Origin of the sequence: Pseudomonas sp. NPDC090203, assembly GCF_044746765.1 — a bacterium.
Classification (GTDB): Bacteria; Pseudomonadota; Gammaproteobacteria; order Pseudomonadales; family Pseudomonadaceae; genus Aquipseudomonas; species Aquipseudomonas putida_AD.
Window position 1 is genome coordinate 215,220 of the sequence record NZ_JBIVCV010000006.1, and the last position, 22,030, is coordinate 237,249.

At 54.8% G+C, this 22,030-nt stretch carries 23 protein-coding genes; 12 read left to right on the forward strand and 11 right to left on the reverse strand.

The features are described 5' to 3' along the window. Positions 1–28: 28 nt before the first annotated feature. From ACIPO9_RS12720 to ACIPO9_RS12740, 5 genes are all read right to left on the reverse strand, one after another. A complete protein-coding gene (locus ACIPO9_RS12720; protein WP_400781252.1) occupies positions 29–1,255 on the reverse strand; it encodes a nitrate/nitrite transporter in 1,227 nt (408 codons plus the stop codon). A 42-nt stretch (positions 1,256–1,297) separates the two neighbouring features. Next, positions 1,298–1,885 carry a TetR/AcrR family transcriptional regulator gene (locus ACIPO9_RS12725; RefSeq protein WP_400781255.1) on the reverse strand — a complete coding sequence of 196 codons (588 nt, stop codon included), beginning with the start codon at positions 1,883–1,885 and terminating at the stop codon, positions 1,298–1,300. Positions 1,886–2,260: 375 nt separating this feature from the next. Then, positions 2,261–2,629: a Rap1a/Tai family immunity protein gene (locus ACIPO9_RS12730; RefSeq protein WP_400781258.1), complete on the reverse strand. Its 369-nt coding sequence runs from the start codon at positions 2,627–2,629 to the stop codon at positions 2,261–2,263. Then, the gene (coaA, locus tag ACIPO9_RS12735) at positions 2,629–3,555 is read right to left on the reverse strand and encodes a type I pantothenate kinase (protein WP_400609652.1); all 927 of its coding nucleotides are present in this window, start codon (positions 3,553–3,555) and stop codon (positions 2,629–2,631) included. The genes ACIPO9_RS12730 and coaA overlap by 1 nt, the downstream gene beginning before the upstream one ends. Continuing rightward, on the reverse strand, positions 3,531–3,773 hold the full coding sequence (locus ACIPO9_RS12740; protein WP_400781428.1) for a hypothetical protein: 243 nt from the start codon (positions 3,771–3,773) through the stop codon (positions 3,531–3,533). Before ACIPO9_RS12740 ends, coaA begins: the two co-directional genes overlap by 25 nt. A gap of 15 nt (positions 3,774–3,788) precedes the next feature. On the opposite strand from ACIPO9_RS12740, the gene ACIPO9_RS12745 reads away from it, so the two are divergent. The 4 genes from ACIPO9_RS12745 to ACIPO9_RS12760 all read left to right on the forward strand — a co-directional run bounded on the left by ACIPO9_RS12745 (position 3,789) and on the right by ACIPO9_RS12760 (position 7,039). Beyond that, positions 3,789–3,992 (forward strand): hypothetical protein, encoded by a 204-nt coding sequence (locus ACIPO9_RS12745; protein ID WP_274132469.1) that lies wholly within the window; start codon positions 3,789–3,791, stop codon positions 3,990–3,992. 218 nt (positions 3,993–4,210) lie between these two features. After that, positions 4,211–5,536 (forward strand): hypothetical protein, encoded by a 1,326-nt coding sequence (locus tag ACIPO9_RS12750; RefSeq protein ID WP_400781261.1) that lies wholly within the window; start codon positions 4,211–4,213, stop codon positions 5,534–5,536. 121 nt (positions 5,537–5,657) lie between these two features. Beyond that, entirely contained in the window at positions 5,658–6,506 is an 849-nt protein-coding gene (locus tag ACIPO9_RS12755) for a methylenetetrahydrofolate reductase (RefSeq protein ID WP_400781263.1), read from the forward strand. Positions 6,507–6,685: 179 nt separating this feature from the next. Further along, a complete protein-coding gene (locus ACIPO9_RS12760; protein WP_400781266.1) occupies positions 6,686–7,039 on the forward strand; it encodes a hypothetical protein in 354 nt (117 codons plus the stop codon). Between the two features lie 104 nt (positions 7,040–7,143). Here the strand turns inward: ACIPO9_RS12760 and blaOXA are convergent, their stop codons facing one another. Beyond that, positions 7,144–7,944 (reverse strand): class D beta-lactamase, encoded by an 801-nt coding sequence (gene blaOXA, locus ACIPO9_RS12765; RefSeq protein WP_400781269.1) that lies wholly within the window; start codon positions 7,942–7,944, stop codon positions 7,144–7,146. Positions 7,945–8,142: 198 nt separating this feature from the next. Then, positions 8,143–8,460 (reverse strand): hypothetical protein, encoded by a 318-nt coding sequence (locus ACIPO9_RS12770; protein ID WP_400781272.1) that lies wholly within the window; start codon positions 8,458–8,460, stop codon positions 8,143–8,145. Positions 8,461–8,964: 504 nt separating this feature from the next. Here ACIPO9_RS12770 and ACIPO9_RS12775 point away from each other — a divergent pair. The 5 genes from ACIPO9_RS12775 (at position 8,965) to ACIPO9_RS12795 (ending at position 14,451) form a co-directional block, all read left to right on the forward strand. Next, positions 8,965–10,260, forward strand: a complete 1,296-nt coding sequence (locus tag ACIPO9_RS12775) for a site-specific integrase (RefSeq protein ID WP_400781274.1) — start codon at positions 8,965–8,967, stop codon at positions 10,258–10,260. 134 nt (positions 10,261–10,394) lie between these two features. After that, on the forward strand, positions 10,395–10,553 hold the full coding sequence (locus ACIPO9_RS12780; RefSeq protein ID WP_400781277.1) for a KilA-N domain-containing protein: 159 nt from the start codon (positions 10,395–10,397) through the stop codon (positions 10,551–10,553). Positions 10,554–10,966: 413 nt separating this feature from the next. Next, complete coding sequence (locus ACIPO9_RS12785; protein WP_400781279.1) at positions 10,967–11,368, forward strand: phage antirepressor KilAC domain-containing protein; 402 nt, start codon at positions 10,967–10,969, stop codon at positions 11,366–11,368. Between the two features lie 832 nt (positions 11,369–12,200). Continuing rightward, on the forward strand, positions 12,201–13,502 hold the full coding sequence (locus ACIPO9_RS12790) for a hypothetical protein (protein WP_400781281.1): 1,302 nt from the start codon (positions 12,201–12,203) through the stop codon (positions 13,500–13,502). 652 nt (positions 13,503–14,154) lie between these two features. After that, complete coding sequence (locus ACIPO9_RS12795; RefSeq protein WP_400781284.1) at positions 14,155–14,451, forward strand: hypothetical protein; 297 nt, start codon at positions 14,155–14,157, stop codon at positions 14,449–14,451. Positions 14,452–14,648: 197 nt separating this feature from the next. Here the strand turns inward: ACIPO9_RS12795 and ACIPO9_RS12800 are convergent, their stop codons facing one another. Continuing rightward, positions 14,649–15,020, reverse strand: a complete 372-nt coding sequence (locus tag ACIPO9_RS12800; RefSeq protein WP_400781286.1) for a hypothetical protein — start codon at positions 15,018–15,020, stop codon at positions 14,649–14,651. After that, on the reverse strand, positions 15,013–15,405 hold the full coding sequence (locus ACIPO9_RS12805) for a hypothetical protein (RefSeq protein WP_400781288.1): 393 nt from the start codon (positions 15,403–15,405) through the stop codon (positions 15,013–15,015). Before ACIPO9_RS12805 ends, ACIPO9_RS12800 begins: the two co-directional genes overlap by 8 nt. Before the next feature lie 188 nt (positions 15,406–15,593). On the opposite strand from ACIPO9_RS12805, the gene ACIPO9_RS12810 reads away from it, so the two are divergent. Beyond that, positions 15,594–15,839 carry a helix-turn-helix domain-containing protein gene (locus ACIPO9_RS12810; protein ID WP_400781291.1) on the forward strand — a complete coding sequence of 82 codons (246 nt, stop codon included), beginning with the start codon at positions 15,594–15,596 and terminating at the stop codon, positions 15,837–15,839. Positions 15,840–16,359: 520 nt separating this feature from the next. Next, entirely contained in the window at positions 16,360–16,929 is a 570-nt protein-coding gene (locus tag ACIPO9_RS12815; RefSeq protein ID WP_400781293.1) for a recombinase family protein, read from the forward strand. A 463-nt stretch (positions 16,930–17,392) separates the two neighbouring features. On the opposite strand, the gene ACIPO9_RS12820 is transcribed toward ACIPO9_RS12815, so the two are convergent. Then, on the reverse strand, positions 17,393–19,132 hold the full coding sequence (locus ACIPO9_RS12820) for a DUF262 domain-containing protein (protein WP_400781295.1): 1,740 nt from the start codon (positions 19,130–19,132) through the stop codon (positions 17,393–17,395). Between the two features lie 903 nt (positions 19,133–20,035). On the opposite strand from ACIPO9_RS12820, the gene ACIPO9_RS12825 reads away from it, so the two are divergent. Beyond that, positions 20,036–20,542 (forward strand): hypothetical protein, encoded by a 507-nt coding sequence (locus tag ACIPO9_RS12825; RefSeq protein ID WP_400781297.1) that lies wholly within the window; start codon positions 20,036–20,038, stop codon positions 20,540–20,542. 281 nt (positions 20,543–20,823) lie between these two features. Here ACIPO9_RS12825 and ACIPO9_RS12830 read toward each other — a convergent pair whose 3' ends face one another. Further along, positions 20,824–21,963 carry an HNH endonuclease gene (locus ACIPO9_RS12830; protein WP_400781299.1) on the reverse strand — a complete coding sequence of 380 codons (1,140 nt, stop codon included), beginning with the start codon at positions 21,961–21,963 and terminating at the stop codon, positions 20,824–20,826. Positions 21,964–22,030: the final 67 nt, after the last annotated feature.

The following is a 22,030-nucleotide window of genomic DNA, read 5'->3' on the forward strand; positions in this document are numbered from 1 at the left end:
GGCTTCCGGTCGATGTACGCGAGGGATGTCAGGCCACCGCATCAACCTTGTGCTCTCCACTGCCCAAGACCTCATCGGCCTCCCTGGGCAGGCGGGTGGTGAGAATCGCCAGCCCCACCGCCACCACCGCGATCGCCAGATAGACGCCGACGAACGAGCCAGTGAAACTGGCCAGCAGCCCCGCGCACAGGTTGCCGAGCATCCCGCCCACCCCTTGGGTGATATTGGCGACGCCAAACACCGCTACCGATACCGCTGCGCTGCCGGCCATCTTCGAGACGTAGGCCGGGATCAGGCCGAAGATCGGATAAAACGCCAGCGCGAACAGGATCGCCGCCACCAGCGGCCAAGGTCCGACCGGATGCAGGACAAAGATCAAGGCGGCCGCACACACGCTGACGTACACCAGCAGCATGGCGACGCGCAGGCCGATGCGGTCCGACAGCCAGCCCACGGCCAATCCTGCGAACATGCCGACGAAGCCCATGCTGGCCCAGATCTGCGCCGTGTAAGTCACGTCGAAATCCAGTTGCGTGCGCAGGTAGGAAGACAGGTAGTTCTGGAACGGAAAAGTGGAAAAGCCCAGCAACATCGTCATCGCCCAGATCTTCAGCACCCAGGGCTGGGTCAAGGCGCTCTTGCCGACCTTCATTTCGGCGTTCGAGGCCGCATGGGTGCCGCGGGAATGGCTGAACAAGCGTGCGCGGAAGAATACCAGCATCACGCCCAGCGCAATCAGCACCGTGAGAAAGCCCACCAGCCCCCACACGGTGCGCCATTCGCCCTGTGGCGCGAACATGGGCACCAGCAGGCTGTTGATGAACACGCCATAACTGGTCCCGCTGGAGACCAGCCCCATCGCCATGCCGCGATACTTGTAGGCTACCGTGCGGGCGATCACGTCCACCATCGGCACGAACACCGTGGCGGCAGTGCCGGCCAGCACTGTCAGCAGCGCGCCGATCAGCACGATGTTGTGCGCCATGGGGATCAGCAGCAGCGCCGCCGCACAGACGATGCCCGAACCGAACACCACCCAGCCACCGCCGACCCGTGGGGTGATCCACGCGGCGAACAATGCACTGGCCAGAAAGCCCAGTTGGGCGCAGGCCGTGATGGTGCCCACGTAGGAAATGTCGAAACCCAGGCTTGCGCGCATGTCCGGCACCAACTGTGCGAACAGGTAGATCCCGAAGCCGTAAGTGGCCGCCACCAACCCGGTGAGCAGCAACACAATCAGAGCATTGATTCGCATCGTCAGCGTCCTTTCCTGGGGGCAAGAAATCGGTCGGTTTGTTCAGATAACGGCTCGGGGTTGCGCGGCCTCGATCAGCTCGGCGGCCAGGTCCTTGGCCACCAGGAATACGCTGTCGTCGTTCTCTAGGGCGCCTGTCAGAAAAGCCCCTTCCAGTAGCAGGAAAAGGCGCCTGACCAGTGTCTGCGGATTGGCCAGGCCGGCGTTTTGCGCCAGGTCCAGCAGGTGCTGTTTCACCCCGCGCTTGTGGCGATCCACTGCCTGACGCACCGGATGAGAACGGTCCGGAAATTCGGCGGCGGAATTCACGTAAGGGCAGCCGCGCAAGCCGCCTTCGAACAGCCATTGCCGATGCAGATCGAACAGCGACAGCAGCTTCTCGGCAGGCGAATCGGCGGCGGCCAGCGACTGCAGGACCGCCGCGTTCCAACGCTCGTTACGCTCATCCAGGTAGGCCACCACCAGTTCGTCCTTGGAGGCGAAGTGGGCGTAGAGCGTCATCTTCGAAACCCCCGCGAACTCAGCAACCGCAGCGATGCCGGTGGCGTTGATGCCATCACGAAAAAATAGCGCCGATGCCGCTTCGATCAAGCGTTGATGGGTGAGGCTGGCGTTGTGATTAGCTGGCATAGGTTACCTGTGCGGATGAACTGTACTGACCGGTAAGGATAGTCAAACATTCGCAATCAGCCAGCGCGGCAGTGATCGCACGACGAATGGTTGCGTATAGCGCGATGGCTGGCCGACGGCGACGATCTCAAGTACGCCCCCGCGGGCAAGCCCGGCTGCTACGGGATAGGGGCCGTTCACGAAATCTGCGGACGACTACGCCCCGTAGCAGCACGGCTTGCCGGCGGGGGCGTATTCGGGATCGCCGACGCCGGCAAGCCGGACTGCTACGGGGATTTGGGGTTCGAAAGGTCAGGGTCCGGCCGCTGAACCGTAGCAGTACGGCTTGCCGGCGTGGCGGTCTCAAGGGAGACCGCAACGGATCAGCAGCGCAGCCTATCGACAGGGAAACGCATTCTTCAGCGCAGAAACCACCAGCACCGATTCATTCAGGTGCAGGGCCTCCGGGTGCTCCTCCAGCGACTGCACCACGATGCGCATCGACTGGATCATGGGAATGCCGCCCTCCGGCACGCACACCAACTTCGGCGCGCCACCGGCCTCATGGACGATGTCCAGGGTGTCGATGGTCGCCTGCAACACGCCCACGCAATGGCCGATCCCGGTGGGGTTCCTGGCCACCCCGCCGCTCATGCTGTTGATGCCATCCTGGCATTCGAGCAACAACTTGTTGCCATCAGCCATGGCGGGCACACCACAGCCAAGCAGCCATAACCCCATCAGCGCGCCGAGCGACTTGACCATCACCGCAACCACAACTCCTTCACGGAATGATCGGCCGCCTTGCGCACCACAAGGCTCGCGCGCTCCCGTGTGGGCAGGATATTTTCCAGCAGGTTGGGACGGTTGATGTCGCGCCAGATCTTGCGCGCCGCGTCCGGGGATTTCTCCGGTGGCAAGTCGGCCAGTTCACGGAAATAGGCACCACGGGCACGGAATGCAGTGCGTTGCAGCATCAGGAAGCGCTCGACATACCAGCGCTCGATGTCGCCTTCGTCGGCATCCAGATAAATCGAAAAATCGAAGAAGTCCGACACGATGGTGCCCGGCTTCTGGCCGTCGTTGCCTTCGGTCTGCAGCACATTCAGGCCTTCGAAGATCAGGATGTCCGGCTGGCTGACCTTGAGAAACTTGTCCGGAACGATGTCATAGCTGATGTGCGAATACACCGGCGCGCTGATCTCCGGGGTACCGGCCTTGAGTTCCGAGAGAAACTTGACCATGCGCTTGCGATCGTAGCTTTCCGGAAAGCCTTTGCGGTGCATGATGCCTTCGGCGTCGAGCCGCGCGTTGGGGTGCAGGAAGCCGTCGGTGGTCACCAGATCGACCCGAGGGTGATCGGGCCAGCGCGCCATCAGCGCCTGCAACACCCGGGCAAAGGTGCTCTTGCCCACCGCCACGCTGCCGGCCACCGCCACCACGTAGGTCTGTTTCTTGGCCGGACGCCCCAGGAAGGTGTCCTTGATGCTGGCCAGGTTGCGCGCCGCACTCACATGCAGATTGATCAGGCGCGACAGGGGGAGATAGATGTTGACGACATCTTCCAGGGAAATATCTTCGTTCACGCCCCGCAACGCCGCCAGGTCTTCTTCGGACAGAGTCAACGGCGTGCTGGCACGCAGCGCCGCCCACTCTTTGCTGGTCATTACGAGATAGTCATCAGGCGCCATCTATAGCCTTCCAATCCAGTGTCGGTATCGACAATGGTGCGAAGACTATCGTATTGACCCCAAAACCGGGCAGATTTCTTTGATTTACCACGCATTATTGGCGTGATCGGCAGAATCGGCCGTTCGCGAAAAACGCCGGAAAGCGGTGTAAAGCTCGCAAATAAATGGAACTCCTGATCGCCCTCTAGTGACGAATAGCCATCATTCGCCATCATCACCAGGAGGCCACCCCCATGCGGCTAGAATCCAACGCCATTCGACTGTTGATCAGCCTCGCCGACGAGGCCCTGTGCAGAGTCAATCCGCTGGATTTCACCGCGCTCCTGTACCTGCGCGATCAGGGGTTTGCCGACGTCAGCATCAAGGACGGTTGCGTGGTCGCGGTGCGGACCCTGCTCGGCAAACAGTTCGCCGAAGACCGCAGCGCCATGCGCTGAACGACAAGATCGGCGACAGCCAGGCCGCTCACGCCAGTACAGTTTCCGGACAACGCCTACAAACCCGATAGCCCAAGCCTACATATCCAGCACCCTGCATCCGGCGATCATGAGTCCTGATAGTGACTTCCTGTTTCTATCGCTCAACGCGGGATGGGTGCACAACGCCGGCCCTCCACGCTTTTCATACCGCCCTGAAAACCGGATGGCCCTGCCCCATGACCGTAAAGCTTGAATTCCTGACCACCGACCCCGAGGCCATGCAACTCGCCGTCCGCTACTGGGCGATGAGCGAAAGCGGCGATTTTCTGGAAAAGGTGATCGATCTGGTGCCCTTCCGCCACATCACCAACAGCGGCGCGCTGGCCGCCCACGTTCGTGAACTGTGCACGGCCTACGACGAAAACCTGCGCTGCCCCCACTGCGACGAAGGCCTTGAAGTCAAAAGCCGCTCCTGCGCCAAGAAGTATCCGCAAAAATCCTATAGGCCTTGTGGCGATTGCCAGAAGCTCCAGGCGGCCCGGGAACAGGCACAAAAAGCCGAAGCCGCCGCCAGGCTCGAGACTCACCTCGCGGCCTACATCAACCGACTGCCATCGCACCCCATCGACTATGCCCACCTGGGCGATGACCTGGCCCTGCTGACCGTCGCCCTGGATTTCGCCATCAGCCCCCGCCTGGGCGCCGAAGCCTTTACGGTCAGCGACTGCCAGGCGCTGGCGCCGATGGACCTGCGCCTGTTCATCGACAAACTCAGAGCCGCCGCAGTACTGCGCGAAGACCCGCGCCGAGCGACGCCGGGCACCTACTTCATGCAGGACGATGTGCTGACGGTACGCACCCACTACGTCGCCTACGCGCTGACACCGGACATCCACTTCGGGCTCGACGACGAAGCCAGAAGCATCCTGCTGACCCGGGAGTTCTGCGACAGCGCCGCGCTGTTCAGCCTCTGGCTCGACTTCGCCACGGCCGACTCGATGCGCTATCTGCTGGACCAGTGCAAAGCCTTCGACCACGAACTCGATGACCGGCAACTCAAGGAAATCCGCAGCAGCCTGCGTGGCGCCCTGGAAACTCACAGCATTTCGCAGATCTGGTTCGTGATCTGGAAAAACATCAAGGACGCCGCCGCCCTCGCCAAGCTCGTTTACTACACCGACGAGCGCGCGGCAGCGACGATTCCCGGAAAGATCCGACGCACCCTTGAGAAGGTCGAGAAGGAAAAAACCGTCATCAGCAAATGGAAACGCCCCGACCAGCAGCCATCCGGAACCTTGGGCATGCTCTTCAACGAACTGTTCGGAATCGACGAAGACACGCCGGGGAGCCAGGTGCTCGCGCAACTTATCGCCGCGCAGCCGCAAAGCGAGGAAACCGATGCGGTAGCGCCCGATCCCGAACCGGTACGGCGCCTGCTGTACGAAGCACTGATGAACGACTCCGGCCCGGAAATGCTCACCCACTTCGCCGAGTTGATTCGCGAGGGTCATCCGGTGGGCGCGGTGGTGTCGAAGATGTTGGGGGAGGATGCGACGGTGTGATGGCAATCGGCGAGTCCGACACTGATCCGGCTGCAAAACCGGTTTCTGCCACTGTATCGCCCGCCCCTGCCGGTCTAGCCTGAGAGGATCGTCCCTCCCCGCCGCCACGAGCCGCTACTCAATGAACCCGCCCCGCCTTCCACTGTTCGACGCCCCCTCGATTGAAACCACCGCCCGGGACGCGGCGGCGTTCAGTGGCCTGGGTAATCTGGCACCTTCGGGCATGGCGGTGAACATCGCGTTCATAGGCAACGAGTCCTTTGACGAACGGGTTGCGGCGGTCGCGGGCTTGCATGGCGCAGGCTTTCGGCCCAGGCCCATCATCTCGGCACGGCGCCTGATATCGCCCGAGGTGTTGCGCAGCTATCTAACCCGGTCCATCGAAGTCGGGAGAGTTGACGGGATATTTCTGGTGGGTGGCGATCCGGCAACCTCCGCCGGGCCATTCACCGACTCGCTGCAAGTGATCGAAGGCGGCTATCTGGACGGGCTGGGGCTGCAAAGCGTCGGCATCGCGGGCTACCCCGAGGGGCACCCCAAGATCGCCGATGAAGTGCTGTGGCATTACCTCAAACGCAAGACTGACGCCTTGGCCAGCCGAGGTTTCAAGCTTGAAATCACCACCCAGCTTTCGTTCGACGTCCAGGCAGTGATGAACTGGATCAGACAGGTCCGGGACGCCGGGATCGATGCCCCGATCCGCATCGGCATTCCCGCACCCGCGACCATGGCCGGCGTCCTCAATTTCGCCCGACAGTGCCGCGTCGGCACCTCGGCGCAGTTGCTCAAGCACTACGGCTGGCAATTGACTTCGTTGATGAGCCCACAAGGGCCGGACCGGTTTATCGATGCCCTGATCGAGGGAATCGACCCGGCGGAACTGGAGACGCTGCGTTTGCACCTGTTTCCCATTGGCAACCCGACGCACGTCTTGCAGTGGCTGGAACGTAGCAAACAACGATTGAGCTGATACTTACATTCTTTGACACACTCCAAAGCCCCGCCAGCACGGGTCATCGACCTCTGCAGCGGCTCTTTTGTATCCAGATACGCTTTACTCAGCCTTTACCCACCCTAGACCTCCCTTTACACGAATCCGGTGTTTGATACGTCCATGGCGATTCCAAACCTTTCGCCAAAGGAGACACCATGATTTCGAAGATGACCCAAGCCCTTGTCCTGACCGGCACCCTGATTGCTGCAGGCGCAGCCAACGCAAGCGATCGCAACGTGATCGTGCCCGTCATCGCAGGCGCCGCCATCGGCGCAGTCGTGGCCACGGTGGCCAGCAACTCCCACCACCATCACCGCCCGGCGCGCTACTACGCCCCACCGCCGCCGCCGCGTTACGTGCCGCGCTACCAGCCCGTGTACTACGCGCCGCCACCGCCACCGGTTGTGTACCGCCGGTTTGAACCGCCACTGCCCCATGGGTATTACGACGGTGGATGGCGTCGGGGGCATGATCGTGGGTGGGATCATCGTCGGGATTGGCGTTGGTGATTGTTGAATGACGAACACCCCACAGCGCGCTCACCATTGGGTGGTGGGCGGCTTTTCCCTTTAACGAGCGCAGCGAGACTCTAGGACACCGATACTACTTTCAGCTAGTGAACTAAAGAAGGGAACTCATTGAGAAAGGTGTCCTTTGCCCGAATTCCCGCCGGCACGCTGTTGGCCTTCTGATCCTGCTCTAATTGAACAAACGCCAGCGTGCGGTTTCCTTTGGTTGCGATCCCTACGAACCAGCCATATCCGCGAGACTCGTCACTCACACCATTGGCGTTGCGAGGAAAAGCGGTACCGGTTTTACCGCGGATTTCCCAACCATCGGGACGTGCATCAATCAGAGATATGCGGGAGGTCAGATCGAACGCCCGCTCACTGACCGGGAGTTCACGCTTCGCCAGTCTTTCCTGAAAACGGAGCTGTTCTAGCGGTGAAATTTTAAGTGAAGAAGAGATCCAGGCTCTATCAAGCCCATTCGATTTTCCAGGATCTCCGGAGAGATCAGCGTTGCCGAATCCGAAAGCACGAGCGTAGTGCTCAACTCGAGCTGTTCCCAACCCGTGGGTGATGCGCTGGGAATACCAGATGACAGAGTATTTGAGCCAGCGCTCAGGATTAGTGGGCTGAAGCCAATTAGCGCCACCCCAATCTGGATCTCCAGACTTGTAGTTGAGCACAGGGCTGTATTCATCTTGAAGGAAGCCGGAATCAAATCCCATCAGACTGATTGCCAGCTTGAAGGTAGAAGCGGGTGAGACACGGGTCGAACAGTCCCCCTGCTGATAGAGAATAGTGGAAGTATTTGCGTTACTCACCAAGGTACAAATCTGGCCAGCGTCAGCAGCACCGACCAAGGAGAACCCGAACCCAGTGGTGATGACTAGCGTCCATACCCGCATACTCCCTCCAACATCCTAGTCGCACGCCCTTGAGGTTTGAACATGAACGGCGATAACTCACTATTGAAACGACCTTATGCTCTACAGCAGCATCATCAGAACTATCCCACTTGATACGCCACACGCTTTCATTCGCTACTGCCCATACAGGAATTCACGGTACGGAAACTCGGAAAAGTAGTAACGCTAGACCGGGAATCATTCACAACTCTGCCGCCTCTTCCGAGCTTTTACATAGAGGGAGGCCGCCGCCGAAAAAAGCATTACCCCTCCTGCGACGGAGACAATGATGGGGGCAGCAGTAACGATAGCAGGGGCACTAACAACACCAATGGTTACCCCTAATGCGGTCAATCCGGTAGGAGCGGCAACTGTTGCACCAGTCATCGTCGCAGCTGCCAGCAGTTTGCCGGCTTTTGCCGCACTGTCAGCGCGATCAGCGATCCGATCTCGATTCTCGTCAAGCTTCTTTACCAGAGCCGCCGCAGCTCCGGTCACTGCCTTGACCTTCCCCATACCCAACTCCCTGTCCATACCATGCACTAACCTGATAGTAGCCTATCGCCACAATAACTTCCGAGGAATTGGTTCACACGGTTCTGCAAAAACGCCACTTCTCAGGCATCAGTGAAGAAAGGGTGTGGCGAAACGGAGGACATGGGAGATGAAGATTTCGCTGCGCGAAAAACCCAGCACAGTGCACCATCTTGGCGTACCAGAACGCTGTCACATTTCAATATTTTTTGTCGAGAAAGCCTTGAGATTTCAAGACCCTGAAATGGAGGCAACCCCACCAGCCACACCCCGGCACACAATGTTCCCGCTGTGGCTGCTGCCTTCCGGCTCTGACCAGGTGGCATGCAAGCATGCTCGGTAATCGTTGCGGGCCTTATGGGTCAAGGGTTTCAGGCTGATAAGGGTGCAAGATACCTACCGTGCGGACGTGCCGCACGAACGCGAAATGCACTGGGGTGTGACCAGAATTGTTCCACTCGGTTGTTCCACTCTGGTGTTCCACTCATGGCCTATATCGTCCGTCGCCAAGCCGTCTATTACCTGAACTTGAGGCTACCCAAGCACCTGTTTCCCAACCGGTCCACTCTTCGTTTATGCCTCAACGTCAGAGAGCGCCAATCGGCGTTATTTCTGGCAGTTTCGCTTGCCGAGCAAGTACAGCGGCACTTGGGCGAGCACCCTCTCACATCGCCCCAAACGCTCCGAGGGCTGTGCTCACAGTGGCGGGATGCTGCCCCTGCCCCGGTGATTCGACTAACCTCAAAAGCGGTTCCAGGCGCCGCTACGGTGCAGACGAAAGGCGGCCCCACACTGTCTTACCTCGCCAAGCTCTACATAGATGAAGGGAAGCGTGGCGGCACATGGCGGGAGGTCAGTACAGCAGACGTCGAACGCTCGCTGTCTGACTTCTTCGAGCTGATGGGCGACATGGCTGCCGATGCGTTCGATCTGCAACAGGCTCGCACATTGAAAGAACGACTGAGCCGCTGTCCGCAGTACTTTGGCCTGCGTCCCGAATTCAAAGGCAAGTCTCTGAAGGAGGTGGTTGCCTCCAGCGGCACCTATAAAACAATCACGGCTGTCACGGTGAACAACCGCCTACGCAAGATCACCGCCTTCATGGGCTGGTGCAAAGCAAATGGCTACATATCAGAGAATGCTCTCGCCGGAATGAAGGTGATGACAGGATCCGCCAAGGAAGCACGGCTGTCATTCGAACATCAGGATCTGGCTGCCTTGCTGAACACGGAGGCGCTGCGGCTCGAAGCACGCAAACATCCTTGGCGGTACTGGCTGCCATTCCTAGGGCGGGCCACCGGCGCTCGCTTGGAGGAACTCTGCCAGTTGCGGGTAGATGACTTCATTGACCAACAAGGCACCCCGTGCATCCGCATCGATGATACTCGCGAAGGCCAGAATCTGAAGAACTCAAGCAGTCGCCGCATTCTTCCGCTACACCCTGCCCTGATCGCCATGGGGCTGCTAGGCCATGTGGAATCTGTTCGCATAACCGGAGCAGATCGTCTTTTCCCTGACCTAGAGGCCGTGCGGGGGAAACTGGGGCACGCGCCGTCCAAGTGGTTCGGGCGGTATAAAACGAAGATGGGCGTCACCGACGCAAGGAAAACCTTCCACAGCTTCCGCCACACGCTCATTGACGACCTGCGAGATGCTGGGGTGCAAGACTCGCTAATCAAGCGAATCGTCGGCCATGAAGACGGATCCGTGACCTTCAGTGTCTACGGCAGCAGAAGTCCACTCAAGGCAATGGAGCAAGCGCTTCGACACATTGCAATGTAGTAGCAAGCCCCGTAACCCAAGGAGAGCACCGTGGTTGTTGAATGTAATACCGATATCTGACTACCAAACCGACAAACTTGCGATTGACGGCATCACCGCCAAACAAGAGGCAGAAGGCCAGTTCTGCCTGAACGATGTTATGCGGCGAGCGTAAGGAAAATACTCGTGAGTGGCTGAGCACGAAGAGTGCTCAAGAGCTGATCGGTAAATTAGAAATGCAATTGACGGGAAAAGCCGTCAATAAGGTTGCGGGGAGATACGGCGGCACCTACGCCGTGAAGCAATTGGTTTAATCCTATGCGATGTGGAGTGGTCCATCTACGGAGGGGAAGATGACAGCATCAGCACGAAAGAATCATAAGTGTGATGCTATTAAAGCCTTGATCACCGATTACACCGATGCACTTTTCCTCAGATTTGAGGAAAAGTACTTTCCTTCGCTCTGGCAATCACGGAAACGATTCTGTGGGAGGGCATTGACGCTCGTATGTAGGCTGGAGCTATCGGCAATCTGACAGGTAGGCGTCCGGCTGCTGTGATATGAGAAATCCGCATACTGGCTTGTCCCGCTGTGATACCGCCATCCTGCTCATCATCAAGACCGAAACACCACTGACCATGAGCAGCTAAGAGATTTCAACGCTGACAGGGGAAGACCACAAGAATGTCATGGCCGACATCCGCAAGATGCTTGGAGCCCTAGGTGATGTCGGCTGACTTTTCAGCCGACATGAAAGTGCCAATGCCACGAGGCGGTTTTCGCAAGGAGAAGGTATTCAACCTTCCGCGTGATCTGACTGAAACACTGATTACCGGCTATAACGCTCCGCTCCGTCTTGTAGTCGTTCGCCGCCTGCGTGAGCAGGAAGATGCGAACGCTAAGCCAGTTCCGACCTTGACCGACGCAGCAACTCTTCGTGGTCTGCTACTTGGGCATACCGAGCAAGTATTGAAACTGGAGCACCGTATCGCGGAAGACCCACCGAAAGTTGAGTTTTACCATGATGTGGCAGTTTCTGTAGGCACACAGTCTGTACAAGACGTTGCGAAAGAGTTCGGCATGGGCTCTATTAAGTCCTACAAGTTACTACGAGACGAGAAGAGTTGATGGGCCACCCCAACCAGAACATTCCTTACCAGAAGCACCTGAATACAGGCAACTTTGAAATTGAAGTCAGTGAGTGGAAGGCTCAAGAGATTGTGAACATCAAGCTGAAGCCAAGTTCATATATGAAGTATGCCTAACCATCTGCGAGATATAGCACGGTGCGAGACTGAAAGCTGGCACAATTAGCGGTAAGGTAAAGACAAGTGTGTAATCCCATGCGGTTATAACGCGTCCCCAGAGCGCTTGCATAAACCATTGAAGACGATAACAACAAAATCAAGGCGAAGGTGCGGCATAGCGAGAAGAACGCTATCGTGCGCCTTGTACGCTCTTTTGAGAGTGCAGCCGGAGCAACTTTATTCTTTCCGAAACTAAGTTATTCCCTATATTCGGTAGACCGCACATACAGCAAGCACTCTATTGTAAGATTTATGTATCACACTGCCCAGAAAGCGAAAAACTTGAATTACATCTTGACTCCCGCCACAAAAACCCTGTACGATTCGCTCCGCCAGCCGATCACTGGCCTTCGCAACACCTTCGCTACAAACCAACAACTACCTCACCGACTCAAGGCCATAGCGGCTGCGTAGTACGTATTCCAGTGCATACGCATTAGTCATCATTAGAGCTCTAGGTGGATTACCGGAATGCACTGAGGAGTTGAACATCAAACGACACATGGAAGAATATCATAAGCAAGGTCACACGCATCAAACCCATCTACACTGCAATCGCCGCACCAGGTGCGGGCAAGACAGAATCGCTACTATGCAAACTCCCCGCGTTAATAAGTTTAGGTAAGCGATTCATCCTTGCATTACCCACACTCATGCTGAGCGATGAAATCGCGCATCGTGCAACGCTCAAGGGAATCTCGTGTCAATCAATTGACCACCGCTCCGGTGAAACTGTAGTCAGTGCTTTGGAGACATCGTTAGCAGACAAGGCAGATGCACTGATCATTTGTACCCAGGAAGCAATACGCCGAGTCAAACCACATTTACTCCACGATTGGAGTCTGGTGCTAGATGAGGTTCCAAAGGTAGTGGACTATCCAGACTACTCACTTAAGCCAGTAGAGTTGAACCGCATCCTAGAGTACACAAAGGACAACTCTGGCCAGTTGCAAATCATTGAAGATCGGAAGAGCACTCTGATAGAACAAATTAATACACATCGCGGTGATGCGAGAGGCGTTGATTGTTCGACATTAGGAAAATCAGCAGCTCATGTCTTCCGCTTGCTGATTTCAGATGTCCAAGTTTTCATCGACAAGCCCATGCCCGACGGCAAACGTCATGTGCGTGCAGTCGAGGAGTTTACAGATTGGTGGGACATATTCTCTTCAGCGTCTGAAGCTCATGTACTTGCGGCAAGCATCAAAAACAGCGAGTTCGAGATCTTCGCACAGGTACATGGTTTCCAATTTAAAGACTCAGAGTTTACTCCAGACTGGCGCCCAGACAGCGGCAATGTAACCATCTACCCAGTCGTACCGAAAGGCCAGAAGTTCAGCTGGCGAATGATGACCGAGGTTCACGAAGATTCGCGCCTTATCGATATCCTCCTTGCAAATGTGTTGAAGTGTGTAGGTAGCACCCCCCTTCTGTTTGCAAACAAGTGGGCAAGATTCCAGAACGTTCCCGGCACTCTATACGTCCCCAAGGACTGTCGAGGCCTGAACCGATACATCCACGCGACAGAAGCGGTCACCTTATTCGGAGGAAATCCTAGCCCATCCGATGGGAAGGGGTTAGAGTACTTGGAGGAAAAGTACGGCGTAAGCTTTGAAGAGTCATTTGTTACAAGCCGACTCTTGGAGCCAACGTTACAGGCGGTGGCACGCACAGCTATTCGCTGCCGCCACAACACCGAGCGTCTCAGATTTTATGTGCAAGATTACCGTGTTGTCGAATACCTACAATCGACATATTTCCAGGATGCAACGATCGACTGGTCCCTCGCTAATAACGCTCCGTTCAGACGAGACGGCAGAAAGCTGGACGTCACTACTGAAGCAGAGGTTCAACGCTTGATATCAATGAACATCTCAACCCTTCAGATCCACAAAGAAACGGGAGTATCAAGACAGAAGATAGCCCAGATGAAGGATGCTCTCCAAGCGGCTTGACTCCTCCAGAATAGGTGTAAACTATCCTAAAAGACTTCTTAGGAAAGGTTACACCGCCTGCCCAGCTAAAATCCAAGCCGCGAGGCAAGATAATATTTCATGCGGCAATGTAGAGGAGAGCGCAGTCAAGCCCTCCTCGCTTTTGATCTTAACTGTAAAGGCCACCTTGCAGATTATTACTCGTGACGGTACGTCACATACAAACTGCATGGTTAAGATCAAAAGCATGTAGGGCTTTCTGCCCTCTGCCCCACCTATAATAAAGTGTCTCTTGACACAGTTTACACCTTGCAAGTACAGAGAAAGAGGAGCAACAAAGCTCCTCCACACTTTGATCCACCTTGGCAGGATTACATTGTGGCCTCAGCCACGGTAATGCCTGAAGGATAGCGTTGAACCATGCTGGACCGTGCGTGATGGGCACCAGAACACACTATAAGCTTCACCAGCAGCAGGGCACCCCACCTCCCCCTGAATGTGGATAAGAGTCATCCGTGCTCACGAGCACAGGTGATATTACTCAAAAGAGGGTTAACCGTGACGAACCGTCACCAGTCGCTCCTACCCGTCGCGCAACGCGAGTAAGAAGGCGTAGATGACCTATGCAACATGATGAACTCACGCTACTAGTCAATAAGGAAACATAATGCGGATGACGCAGAACAAGCGGCGAGTCCTAGAGGCTGCCGGGCACATCAATGCTGAAGACAATCTTTACCCACCTCACAACGCTGCGACCATCCATTGGATTCTGCGGGATGATCTTGGGTACGGTGACTTTGACCTAGCCAATCTAACCCGAACCCTGAAATCCCTTACCGCTCAGGGATTAGTAGACAGCTCGAAGGGACCGATCGATATGTCTGGCGGCCACGGCTTTGTTGAGCGATGGTTTGAGCAGCAGAGAATCAAGTACTGGCCCGCTGACCTTGACCTTGCTGCAATGTGAGTGCAGTACAAGCTCACCCCAGAAGACTACGATCTGAGATTCCACAACTTTTTCCAGCGAAGCTCTGGCCTACCAGAGCTCAACATGGAAGAGTTCCGAGCGTACAAGGCACGGAGAGCAGCAGTCTCCGCGTGACTGTCGAGAACATACCTGGACAGCCAACCCGCTCGGACGCCTCTGAATCACCCTTCGTTATTCTAATGACCATCAGCCTTGAACATGCGGGGGTACACCACCCTCATGAGGCCATCGAAGTCCGAATCCAGGAACGCTGGATGCACGACACAGGCAAGAATGCGAGATCGCATCGCGGCCATGTCGACCAAAGTGATCCAACCGCGCTCTATCAAACTCGATACGGCTCGATCTACTCGCTCGGGTCTCACCGTTAGAAATTCAGGCAATTGGTCGAGGTAGATTTTCACGGTGCGATCAACGTCCATTCGGACCAAGAGCAGCAGCATTACCGCTACCTTGTCCTCGTCCAGCGCTGTCATCGCTGCCATCACTTCGAAGGCATACCTGGGGACACGCACCGCCTGATCGCTGGACGCGTATAGGTCAACCATCTGCCAGCTCTCGTCCATGAAGCTTGAGAAAGGGCTGCACCTGATTGCCAGGCATTTCGCCTCGTACAAAATCAGGATTTACAAGGCAGGTTAGAGAACCACCTGGTGGCTCGGGACTTGCCTCTACAGAAAGGATCAGGTCGGCAGATGCGAGGTCGTTAATAGCCTGCTCGACCTCCTGTACCAGGATTTTGCACCGATGGGCTATCGCCCCCTGCGTCGTACTAACCGCACCTTTTCTATCCATCATCGCCATCAAGGTCAGCATCACCTGTGGAGCGTAGGGACTTGTGCGGTTCATTCCCGCCAGCTTCCCGAATACAGATGAATTGAAGTAAATCGCGTCGCCGGTCGACTGGTTGTCTGTTATGTTCTGCGAGGTCATTGCTCACTCCAGTTGGTGAATCTTCATGATGATGAGCTCAGCAGTGGTCCCGGCCCTGCGATGAGCAAACGGAGGCTCAAGAGTCCCCTCGGCCGATAGTCGCACGTAAGAACAAAAATTCACAACATGTTGTGAAGACGTTGTCAGCCCTTGATCCGACAGTGCTACCTCATTTAGGGGGGCATGGTTTGGAAGCAGGGTTGGCATTCGGTAAGGTTCTGAAGGAGCTACGCAAGCAGGCGGGACTGACCCAAGAACAACTCGCACTTGAAGCTGATATCCAGCGGAACTACGTCAGCCTGATCGAACGGGGTATCAACCAGCCGACGATCACCATCATCTTCAAGCTAGCTGCTGGGCTGAAATGTAAACCTTCAGCCCTCATTTCTGAGGTGGAATCATTGGTCAGCAGTCACAGTAAAGTTCCCCGTTAACACCCTTCCATAATTGATCAAAAAGTAACCAGCATCTAATTCTGTTACATGTCCGCTACAGCCCCTGCATCGTCCTGACGTTCACCAAGTGCCCTGTTTTCGGGGTATTGCCCCTGAAGGCATCAAGCCAGCCCTTCGCATACTAGTCTCGGCAAAGCTGCTGACAATCGTTTCGCCCGATAGTCAGGCTGCTTGGTACTTGTCGATGCTGATCAGGATTTGAGCTACCCCTAGGTCATGCCTGCTCGCTAGTGAGCACCCGTGAGCTACCCCTCGCTCATTCGTGACCTACCCCGTCATTAGCCTAGAATGATCACCTACAGCCAAGCTTACCCGGCCACGCCCAATCGGAGGACTGTCCCCAGCCCAGTAAACTCGGCTATTTCCTCCGGATCATTAAACGTCCGTTATATGACACCTCAAAAAACCGCTTAAGATCGCATCATAAATTTAGCATTTACACATTGATGATACCTTGGTACATTGATACCACGTTAAGTGATACCAAGGATCATCCACTATGTCCCGCACCTTCCTGTATTGCCGTGTCAGCACCTCAGGCCAGTTCACCGAGAACCAGGTTCGAGAAGTGAAAGCCGCAGGCTTCGATGTACAGGCCAGTCGGGTCATCGAGGAAACCATCTCAGGGAGCATCGCCGCCAAAGAGCGTCCTGGCTTCCAGAAGCTGCTTGATCGAATGGAATCAGGTGATGTTCTGATCGTCACCAAGCTGGATCGGCTAGGCCGCAATGCTATGGATGTTCGCCAGACAGTTGAACATCTCTCAGCAGCAGGCATCCGCGTTCACTGTCTCGCACTTGGCGGCGTGGACCTGACCAGTGCAGCAGGTAAGATGACAATGCAGGTGTTGGGGGCTGTGGCAGAGTTTGAGCGTGATCTGCTGATCGAACGCACACAGGCCGGTCTGAAGCGCGCCAAGGCAGAGGGCAAGAGGCTGGGCAGGCCAGTGGCGAAGACTACCACTGACGCAGTACAGCGGCTTAAGGCGAAGGCCATGACTCAGATAGAGGTTGCAATCGAACTTGGCATCGGCATCGCAACTGTCAAACGCCATTGGAATAAAGGCTAAGTCTTATTTCGTGGTTCGATCTGACACCAGCCGCAATCGGGCAGGTTATTTCATGGATGCGATATTTCAATGTTAGCAACTCGGGATCCACTCGGGCACAAGAATGGGTCTTAGCACCGACCCACATTTTTCAGGGTTTCAGCAAACTTCCAGATATCCGCTCTGATGATCCACCATAGATTCACCGCCCGATATTCAGCATGGTCAATAGTCGGTTTTGAAAGTCTTAGGCCCCTAGGGTTTGGAAAAATGCTCTACCTGCTACGACGCAGAAATCGCAGCGGCCCGGAGAGTTGCTATCCCCTGATCCCCGTTCACGATTAGTCCAGGCTCTTGGAGGACATTTAGTTGACGCTATAAAACTTAACGTCCCCCTTTAGCTCGATCTCAACAGACTTTAAAGCAGTTTCGCGAGATGAGGGTGATAAATCATCGCCCCCATCGATCCCCAGCTCTACGTACGCTACAGCGAATCCGACCAACGGGCCACTGCCCATTCAGCCAGAACCTCAGATCGCTGCCCAATCGACTTTGGCCCCCAACTTGACCATCTACTAGCTAAGTCTCTAGGGGTGGTAAACATTGACTCCTTTTTATACCGATCTTTTTTAACAGCATATGACGAATCCTGAAGTGAAGAGTTCAGCGGGGAAGATAGAGGTATGACATTCGCCAAAAGATCTTTCATATGCTTATGTTGTTCTTTGCTAAATCTTTTTGCCCACTCTGAATCGTCATCCAGCGTCTGCGGTAGAATATGCTCTATAGTTGGCACCAACGGCGGATTATCGCCTTTCAGATCGCGATCATATTCAACCAGAAGATAACCGCATATATTAGCCCGCGCGAGCGCCCGCTTTTCAACCGCCGCTACAACCTCCCCATCACTTGGCCACTGAATAGTTGGCCTGACCTTAATTTGCCGCTTGAATTCAGCAACGTCGTGCTTCTTCATCTGCGTCCAAAGGCCTTTGAATACTGCATGCAACCCTGTCGGCTCTAGCCCGACAATAGCTCTACGAACCAAAAAAGACTCTAGTGCATCTAACAGACTCACAACCGTTTTCTCTGCTACGGAAGAGTTTTCATATGCGAGAAGCATGGACATAACATATGGGTAAACCGACGCAGGCCGCCGCATTCTGACAAGACGCTCCAGACGCTTCGAGATTTCCTTGCTCTTCGGTTGGTGCCCGGTTTGGTCAATTGCTAAGAATGGCCCTTGAAGCGGCTTCATATCACTAATCATTTGCTCCGGCGTCCGACCTCGCCAAGACGCCCGAAGCTGCATGAACAGCTCTGACTTTTTCGTATTACTATCGTGTATTAAACAGTAGGGAAAAAAGAAAGCCTCGGCCCTGTCGCCAAATGCCTCCTCAAAAGGTCTCCATACGTGGTCAAACACACGCTGAGCTTTAGCGGGATCTTCTGCCAAGCTAGAAAAAATCTCGTTTCTAACTAAGTCTACTACCCCAACCTTTACTCCTCTAAAATTCAATCTTTCAAAAATCTTTGTCGCGGCAGAAGCATCAGTAAGCTTGAGGTGCACGAACGAGAGGTTACGAGTTACGATACCAACAGTCTCACGCAAATACTCCGACGCCTCGTCAGGATCAACTTGCGACTCGGCTTTTAAGTGCCTAAGTATACGGTAGTATTGACCAACTAGGTCACCATCCGCCTCACCGCTAGGAGGAGGCAGATGTAGCTGCAATTCCGCCAGTTCGTCTTGCAAAACTGAGGGACTATTAATCCGATCCCAGATAACTCTAAATTGACTTCGATCAGCAAATGCAGGAACAATTCTGGTGTTGATATCAAGACCTCGACGCGGCGACAGCAACAAATATTCCTGCACTAGCTCGAACGCTTCCTCTTTGTCAAACTGCGCGATGCACTCAACAACTGCCATTACGAAAACATATAATGTAAGCAAGCGTTGTTGCCCATCAACCACCTCCAAGGCGCGCATGCGCCCAACGGTGTTCCCTCTTCGCGGTTTCTCATAGGCGACTATGGCACCCATGAACTGTGTTTCCTCGACCTCAGACCTAACCTGATCGATATCAGCCAGGAGTTCTGAGAGCTGCTTACTTTTCCAGACGTAGCTTCGTTGAAATATCGGAATATGTATTTGGTCAGCATCTCTTAGGAGGCTTTCAAAATTCTGCTCATCCTGGCTATCCGTTATCCATTCTGACATATAAAACCCTTATATTAAAATACGTATCCCAGTCACTGACCGTGACATTAACCAACTCGCCGGGGCGTCTGCAAGCCGCAAACGGGAAAGTTGAGAAGATAGAGAAGCGTGTGAAAGCTTACCCCCTCGCGGCATCGAGTATGTCGTGCAGATTCGCCCAAGGCGTGGTTCCGGCATCGTTGATGTTGCTGCAACCTGGTGCGTGGTCGAAAGGCTGATGGCTCTCCCTCAGAATTTGTCTTCGCTGGCAGTCGCCACACACAATCACTCCTTCCATTAGCATCCAGCGTGTGTTCCAGAGCATCAGTGCTTGATCTGCGGTCATGATGTCGCCTCCCTGTGAAAGCAGAAGCGTAACGCTGGAACGAAGTAGTTGAAACGCTCGAAACGATGCACTCAGTTGAGGGGAGGCAGATCAGCAAGCGGATTCTGACCCTTTCAGCCTTGAACGTCAGAGTCATGTCGGTGACAGCTCTCGAACGGATTAATCTTCGCCGCTGCCGCCATTCCTTGCTCTCTAAGCATGTCAGATACTCGCCATGCGAGTTCGACCACCTGAAGTTTGAGGGCGTCTCGTTCCTTGGTCGCTCCGTGTGCATCCTCACAAGCGTGTGGATGTTCTTCCGGGCGTTGGAGAGATCCTTCTGCAACTCCCCTACCTCACAGGCCAGTTGGTGAGCCTGGTGCCTCCAGCATTCCAGTGGCGTGGGAACGTCCAAATCCTAGAAGCCGGTGTAGTTGATCAGGTCATCATTCATGGTCAGGTCACTCAGTGGAGTACAAATGCTCCCCACAAGAGGTAACGCCACATACTGGATGTATCAACAGTATAGCCAATACACCGTCGGAGCTACTCTACAGCCCGTGTACAATAAAGCCATATGCCAGCATCGGAGAGTACAAATGGATTGGTCGGGCTTGGAGAGGATGGAATGGGCAAGCATCTTTAGCTTCTTGGGGCTCGTCGTTACTCCCGTGGTGGCATCTGGATCGTGGTTTTGGAGAGCTCGGCAGGAGCGTAACGCTGTCCGAGTCGCACTCGTAGCCGAGGTGACCGCTTTACGTGATATAGCGAAAGCCCGTCACTACATAAGCCAACTACTTGAAGCTGCTGATGCATTGAACAAGCATTCTGAGGCAAACCGGCAGAGCATTTCATTCGAGGTTGCCGTTCCCAGTCACTACTGCCGGGTGTACGTCCAACATGTCGCCAAACTTGGGATGCTGAACCCCAAGGATGCGAAGCTGATCGTCAAGTTCTACCAGTACGCTGATAGCGTCGTCACGGACATTTCAAAGGGTGGAGCTCTATATGAAGGCTCTAGCGACCCAAAAGCGTTCGAGGAAAATGCTCAGATTCTCTCGCTTGCGATGGCTGCAGCTGATGAGCTAGAGCGACGAAATCACTGACTGCCATGCCGACAAACGACGAAGATAAAGATTCTGAAACTGGGTCTGGAGGAAATCTAACGTGACGGACGACAAAGAATACTGCTGCCCACCAAGCCTGATTGATTGCCGCTTGGAAGACGTACATCGCCGTTGGCATGAAGCGGAAACCCGGTCTACTTGACCAGGCTGGAGCACCCTGACGATGGAGTGCTCTTTGGTACCTTCAACCCTTCCGTAGAATAGACAGTAGCGCCCCCTACACCCCGGAGGGATTCAATCATACGGAGTAGGTTCATCGACTACTGCTCGTCCTTTCGCCGCCCCTTCACCAACACCTGTTCTAGATACGGTCTCATATGCTCTGCAACTAGACCGGACAGTCTCCACAGTTCCTCATCAGTCAGCACTTCCCCTTCCGCCACGCCAATGTTCTTGAACGCGTGATCGACAGCTCGATCGATTACTCTCTCCCTCTCTCGCTGGTGTGACCGTCGGTAAGCTTCACGCAGAATTGGTTCAAAAGCAGCTTCCATACTGCCATCTGGGATTTTCTCATAATTATACGCAGCCCTGAGCTCTTCTTTGGTGAGACTCAAGTTGCAGCAAATCGATAATTGCTCCGAAGTTCGCGGATCGATGCAATATACAGCATGTACAGGCGGTCCCGAATAACTCCCCGCCAGGCAGACGACCGTTCGCCGGACGCCGTAAAATTCGGCATACCCTATCAACTGTCCATCCGTGCCCAGGCTACTTATCGCAATGCAATGGAGAGGCACGCCATTAGGGCGGTCCACTATCATGTCGCGAGCATACCAATACCCAAAACACGGCTCGCCGGATTCGTTCATCAAATAACTCTTGGCATTCCAGCAATCCTTAGCGGAAACACCATTCACGGCAGCGAAGCACAACACAGATTTCACAAGTGATCTACCTGACAACGGGCCGCCAAAGTCCATGGAAAAGTTCAGTGGGCTTGTAAGGTAGATGAATTTATCTCCAGTCTTAGCGAGAGCCGATTCCACATCCAACTTTGGATACTTCTTCTTAACTCCCTTCAGAATTTTACGCACTTCTTCGATGTCACGAGCAACAAACTCAACGGTAACCAAACCCGAAGCATCTTGACTTTCTTTAAACTCTACCTTGGCAGGACTCATCGTACCATCCGCATGCAGCAACAGACGCTGACCTTCTAGATTACTTACCACCATCGAGGGTGTTTCGCCTCGCTCTCGCACGACACCAACCAACAGCCCAAGCGAATGCAAGTCTTTAGCTAGTGAGCAGTCCCAAGTCTTGCCAGTTTCACTATTACACCTAACGCAAAGAATGCCTCTAACCTTATAATGACCACCTATGGCATTAATTATGATATGCTCCGCCGAATCAGTTTCTGCAGTTATCTGCATATCGCACAGTACGCACTCACTCATTTCTCTCTCCCTACTCGGCTGTGAGCAACTCCAAGCCTATGTCTGCCTTAGAGACGAATTTCACCGG

What these genes read in the sequence shown, in the direction of transcription:
- ACIPO9_RS12720 (WP_400781252.1), bottom strand. Translation starts at nt 1,255, where the DNA reads ATGCGAATCAATGCTCTGATTGTGTTGCTGCTCACCGGGTTGGTGGCG.
- ACIPO9_RS12725 (WP_400781255.1), bottom strand. Translation starts at nt 1,885, where the DNA reads ATGCCAGCTAATCACAACGCCAGCCTCACCCATCAACGCTTGATCGAA.
- ACIPO9_RS12730 (WP_400781258.1), bottom strand. Translation starts at nt 2,629, where the DNA reads ATGGTCAAGTCGCTCGGCGCGCTGATGGGGTTATGGCTGCTTGGCTGT.
- coaA (WP_400609652.1), bottom strand. Translation starts at nt 3,555, where the DNA reads ATGGCGCCTGATGACTATCTCGTAATGACCAGCAAAGAGTGGGCGGCG.
- ACIPO9_RS12745 (WP_274132469.1), top strand. Translation starts at nt 3,789, where the DNA reads ATGCGGCTAGAATCCAACGCCATTCGACTGTTGATCAGCCTCGCCGAC.
- ACIPO9_RS12750 (WP_400781261.1), top strand. Translation starts at nt 4,211, where the DNA reads ATGACCGTAAAGCTTGAATTCCTGACCACCGACCCCGAGGCCATGCAA.
- ACIPO9_RS12755 (WP_400781263.1), top strand. Translation starts at nt 5,658, where the DNA reads ATGAACCCGCCCCGCCTTCCACTGTTCGACGCCCCCTCGATTGAAACC.
- ACIPO9_RS12760 (WP_400781266.1), top strand. Translation starts at nt 6,686, where the DNA reads ATGATTTCGAAGATGACCCAAGCCCTTGTCCTGACCGGCACCCTGATT.
- blaOXA (WP_400781269.1), bottom strand. Translation starts at nt 7,944, where the DNA reads ATGCGGGTATGGACGCTAGTCATCACCACTGGGTTCGGGTTCTCCTTG.
- ACIPO9_RS12770 (WP_400781272.1), bottom strand. Translation starts at nt 8,460, where the DNA reads ATGGGGAAGGTCAAGGCAGTGACCGGAGCTGCGGCGGCTCTGGTAAAG.
- ACIPO9_RS12775 (WP_400781274.1), top strand. Translation starts at nt 8,965, where the DNA reads ATGGCCTATATCGTCCGTCGCCAAGCCGTCTATTACCTGAACTTGAGG.
- ACIPO9_RS12780 (WP_400781277.1), top strand. Translation starts at nt 10,395, where the DNA reads ATGTTATGCGGCGAGCGTAAGGAAAATACTCGTGAGTGGCTGAGCACG.
- ACIPO9_RS12785 (WP_400781279.1), top strand. Translation starts at nt 10,967, where the DNA reads ATGTCGGCTGACTTTTCAGCCGACATGAAAGTGCCAATGCCACGAGGC.
- ACIPO9_RS12790 (WP_400781281.1), top strand. Translation starts at nt 12,201, where the DNA reads ATGCTGAGCGATGAAATCGCGCATCGTGCAACGCTCAAGGGAATCTCG.
- ACIPO9_RS12795 (WP_400781284.1), top strand. Translation starts at nt 14,155, where the DNA reads ATGACGCAGAACAAGCGGCGAGTCCTAGAGGCTGCCGGGCACATCAAT.
- ACIPO9_RS12800 (WP_400781286.1), bottom strand. Translation starts at nt 15,020, where the DNA reads ATGGTTGACCTATACGCGTCCAGCGATCAGGCGGTGCGTGTCCCCAGG.
- ACIPO9_RS12805 (WP_400781288.1), bottom strand. Translation starts at nt 15,405, where the DNA reads ATGACCTCGCAGAACATAACAGACAACCAGTCGACCGGCGACGCGATT.
- ACIPO9_RS12815 (WP_400781293.1), top strand. Translation starts at nt 16,360, where the DNA reads ATGTCCCGCACCTTCCTGTATTGCCGTGTCAGCACCTCAGGCCAGTTC.
- ACIPO9_RS12820 (WP_400781295.1), bottom strand. Translation starts at nt 19,132, where the DNA reads ATGTCAGAATGGATAACGGATAGCCAGGATGAGCAGAATTTTGAAAGC.
- ACIPO9_RS12825 (WP_400781297.1), top strand. Translation starts at nt 20,036, where the DNA reads ATGGATTGGTCGGGCTTGGAGAGGATGGAATGGGCAAGCATCTTTAGC.
- ACIPO9_RS12830 (WP_400781299.1), bottom strand. Translation starts at nt 21,963, where the DNA reads ATGAGTGAGTGCGTACTGTGCGATATGCAGATAACTGCAGAAACTGAT.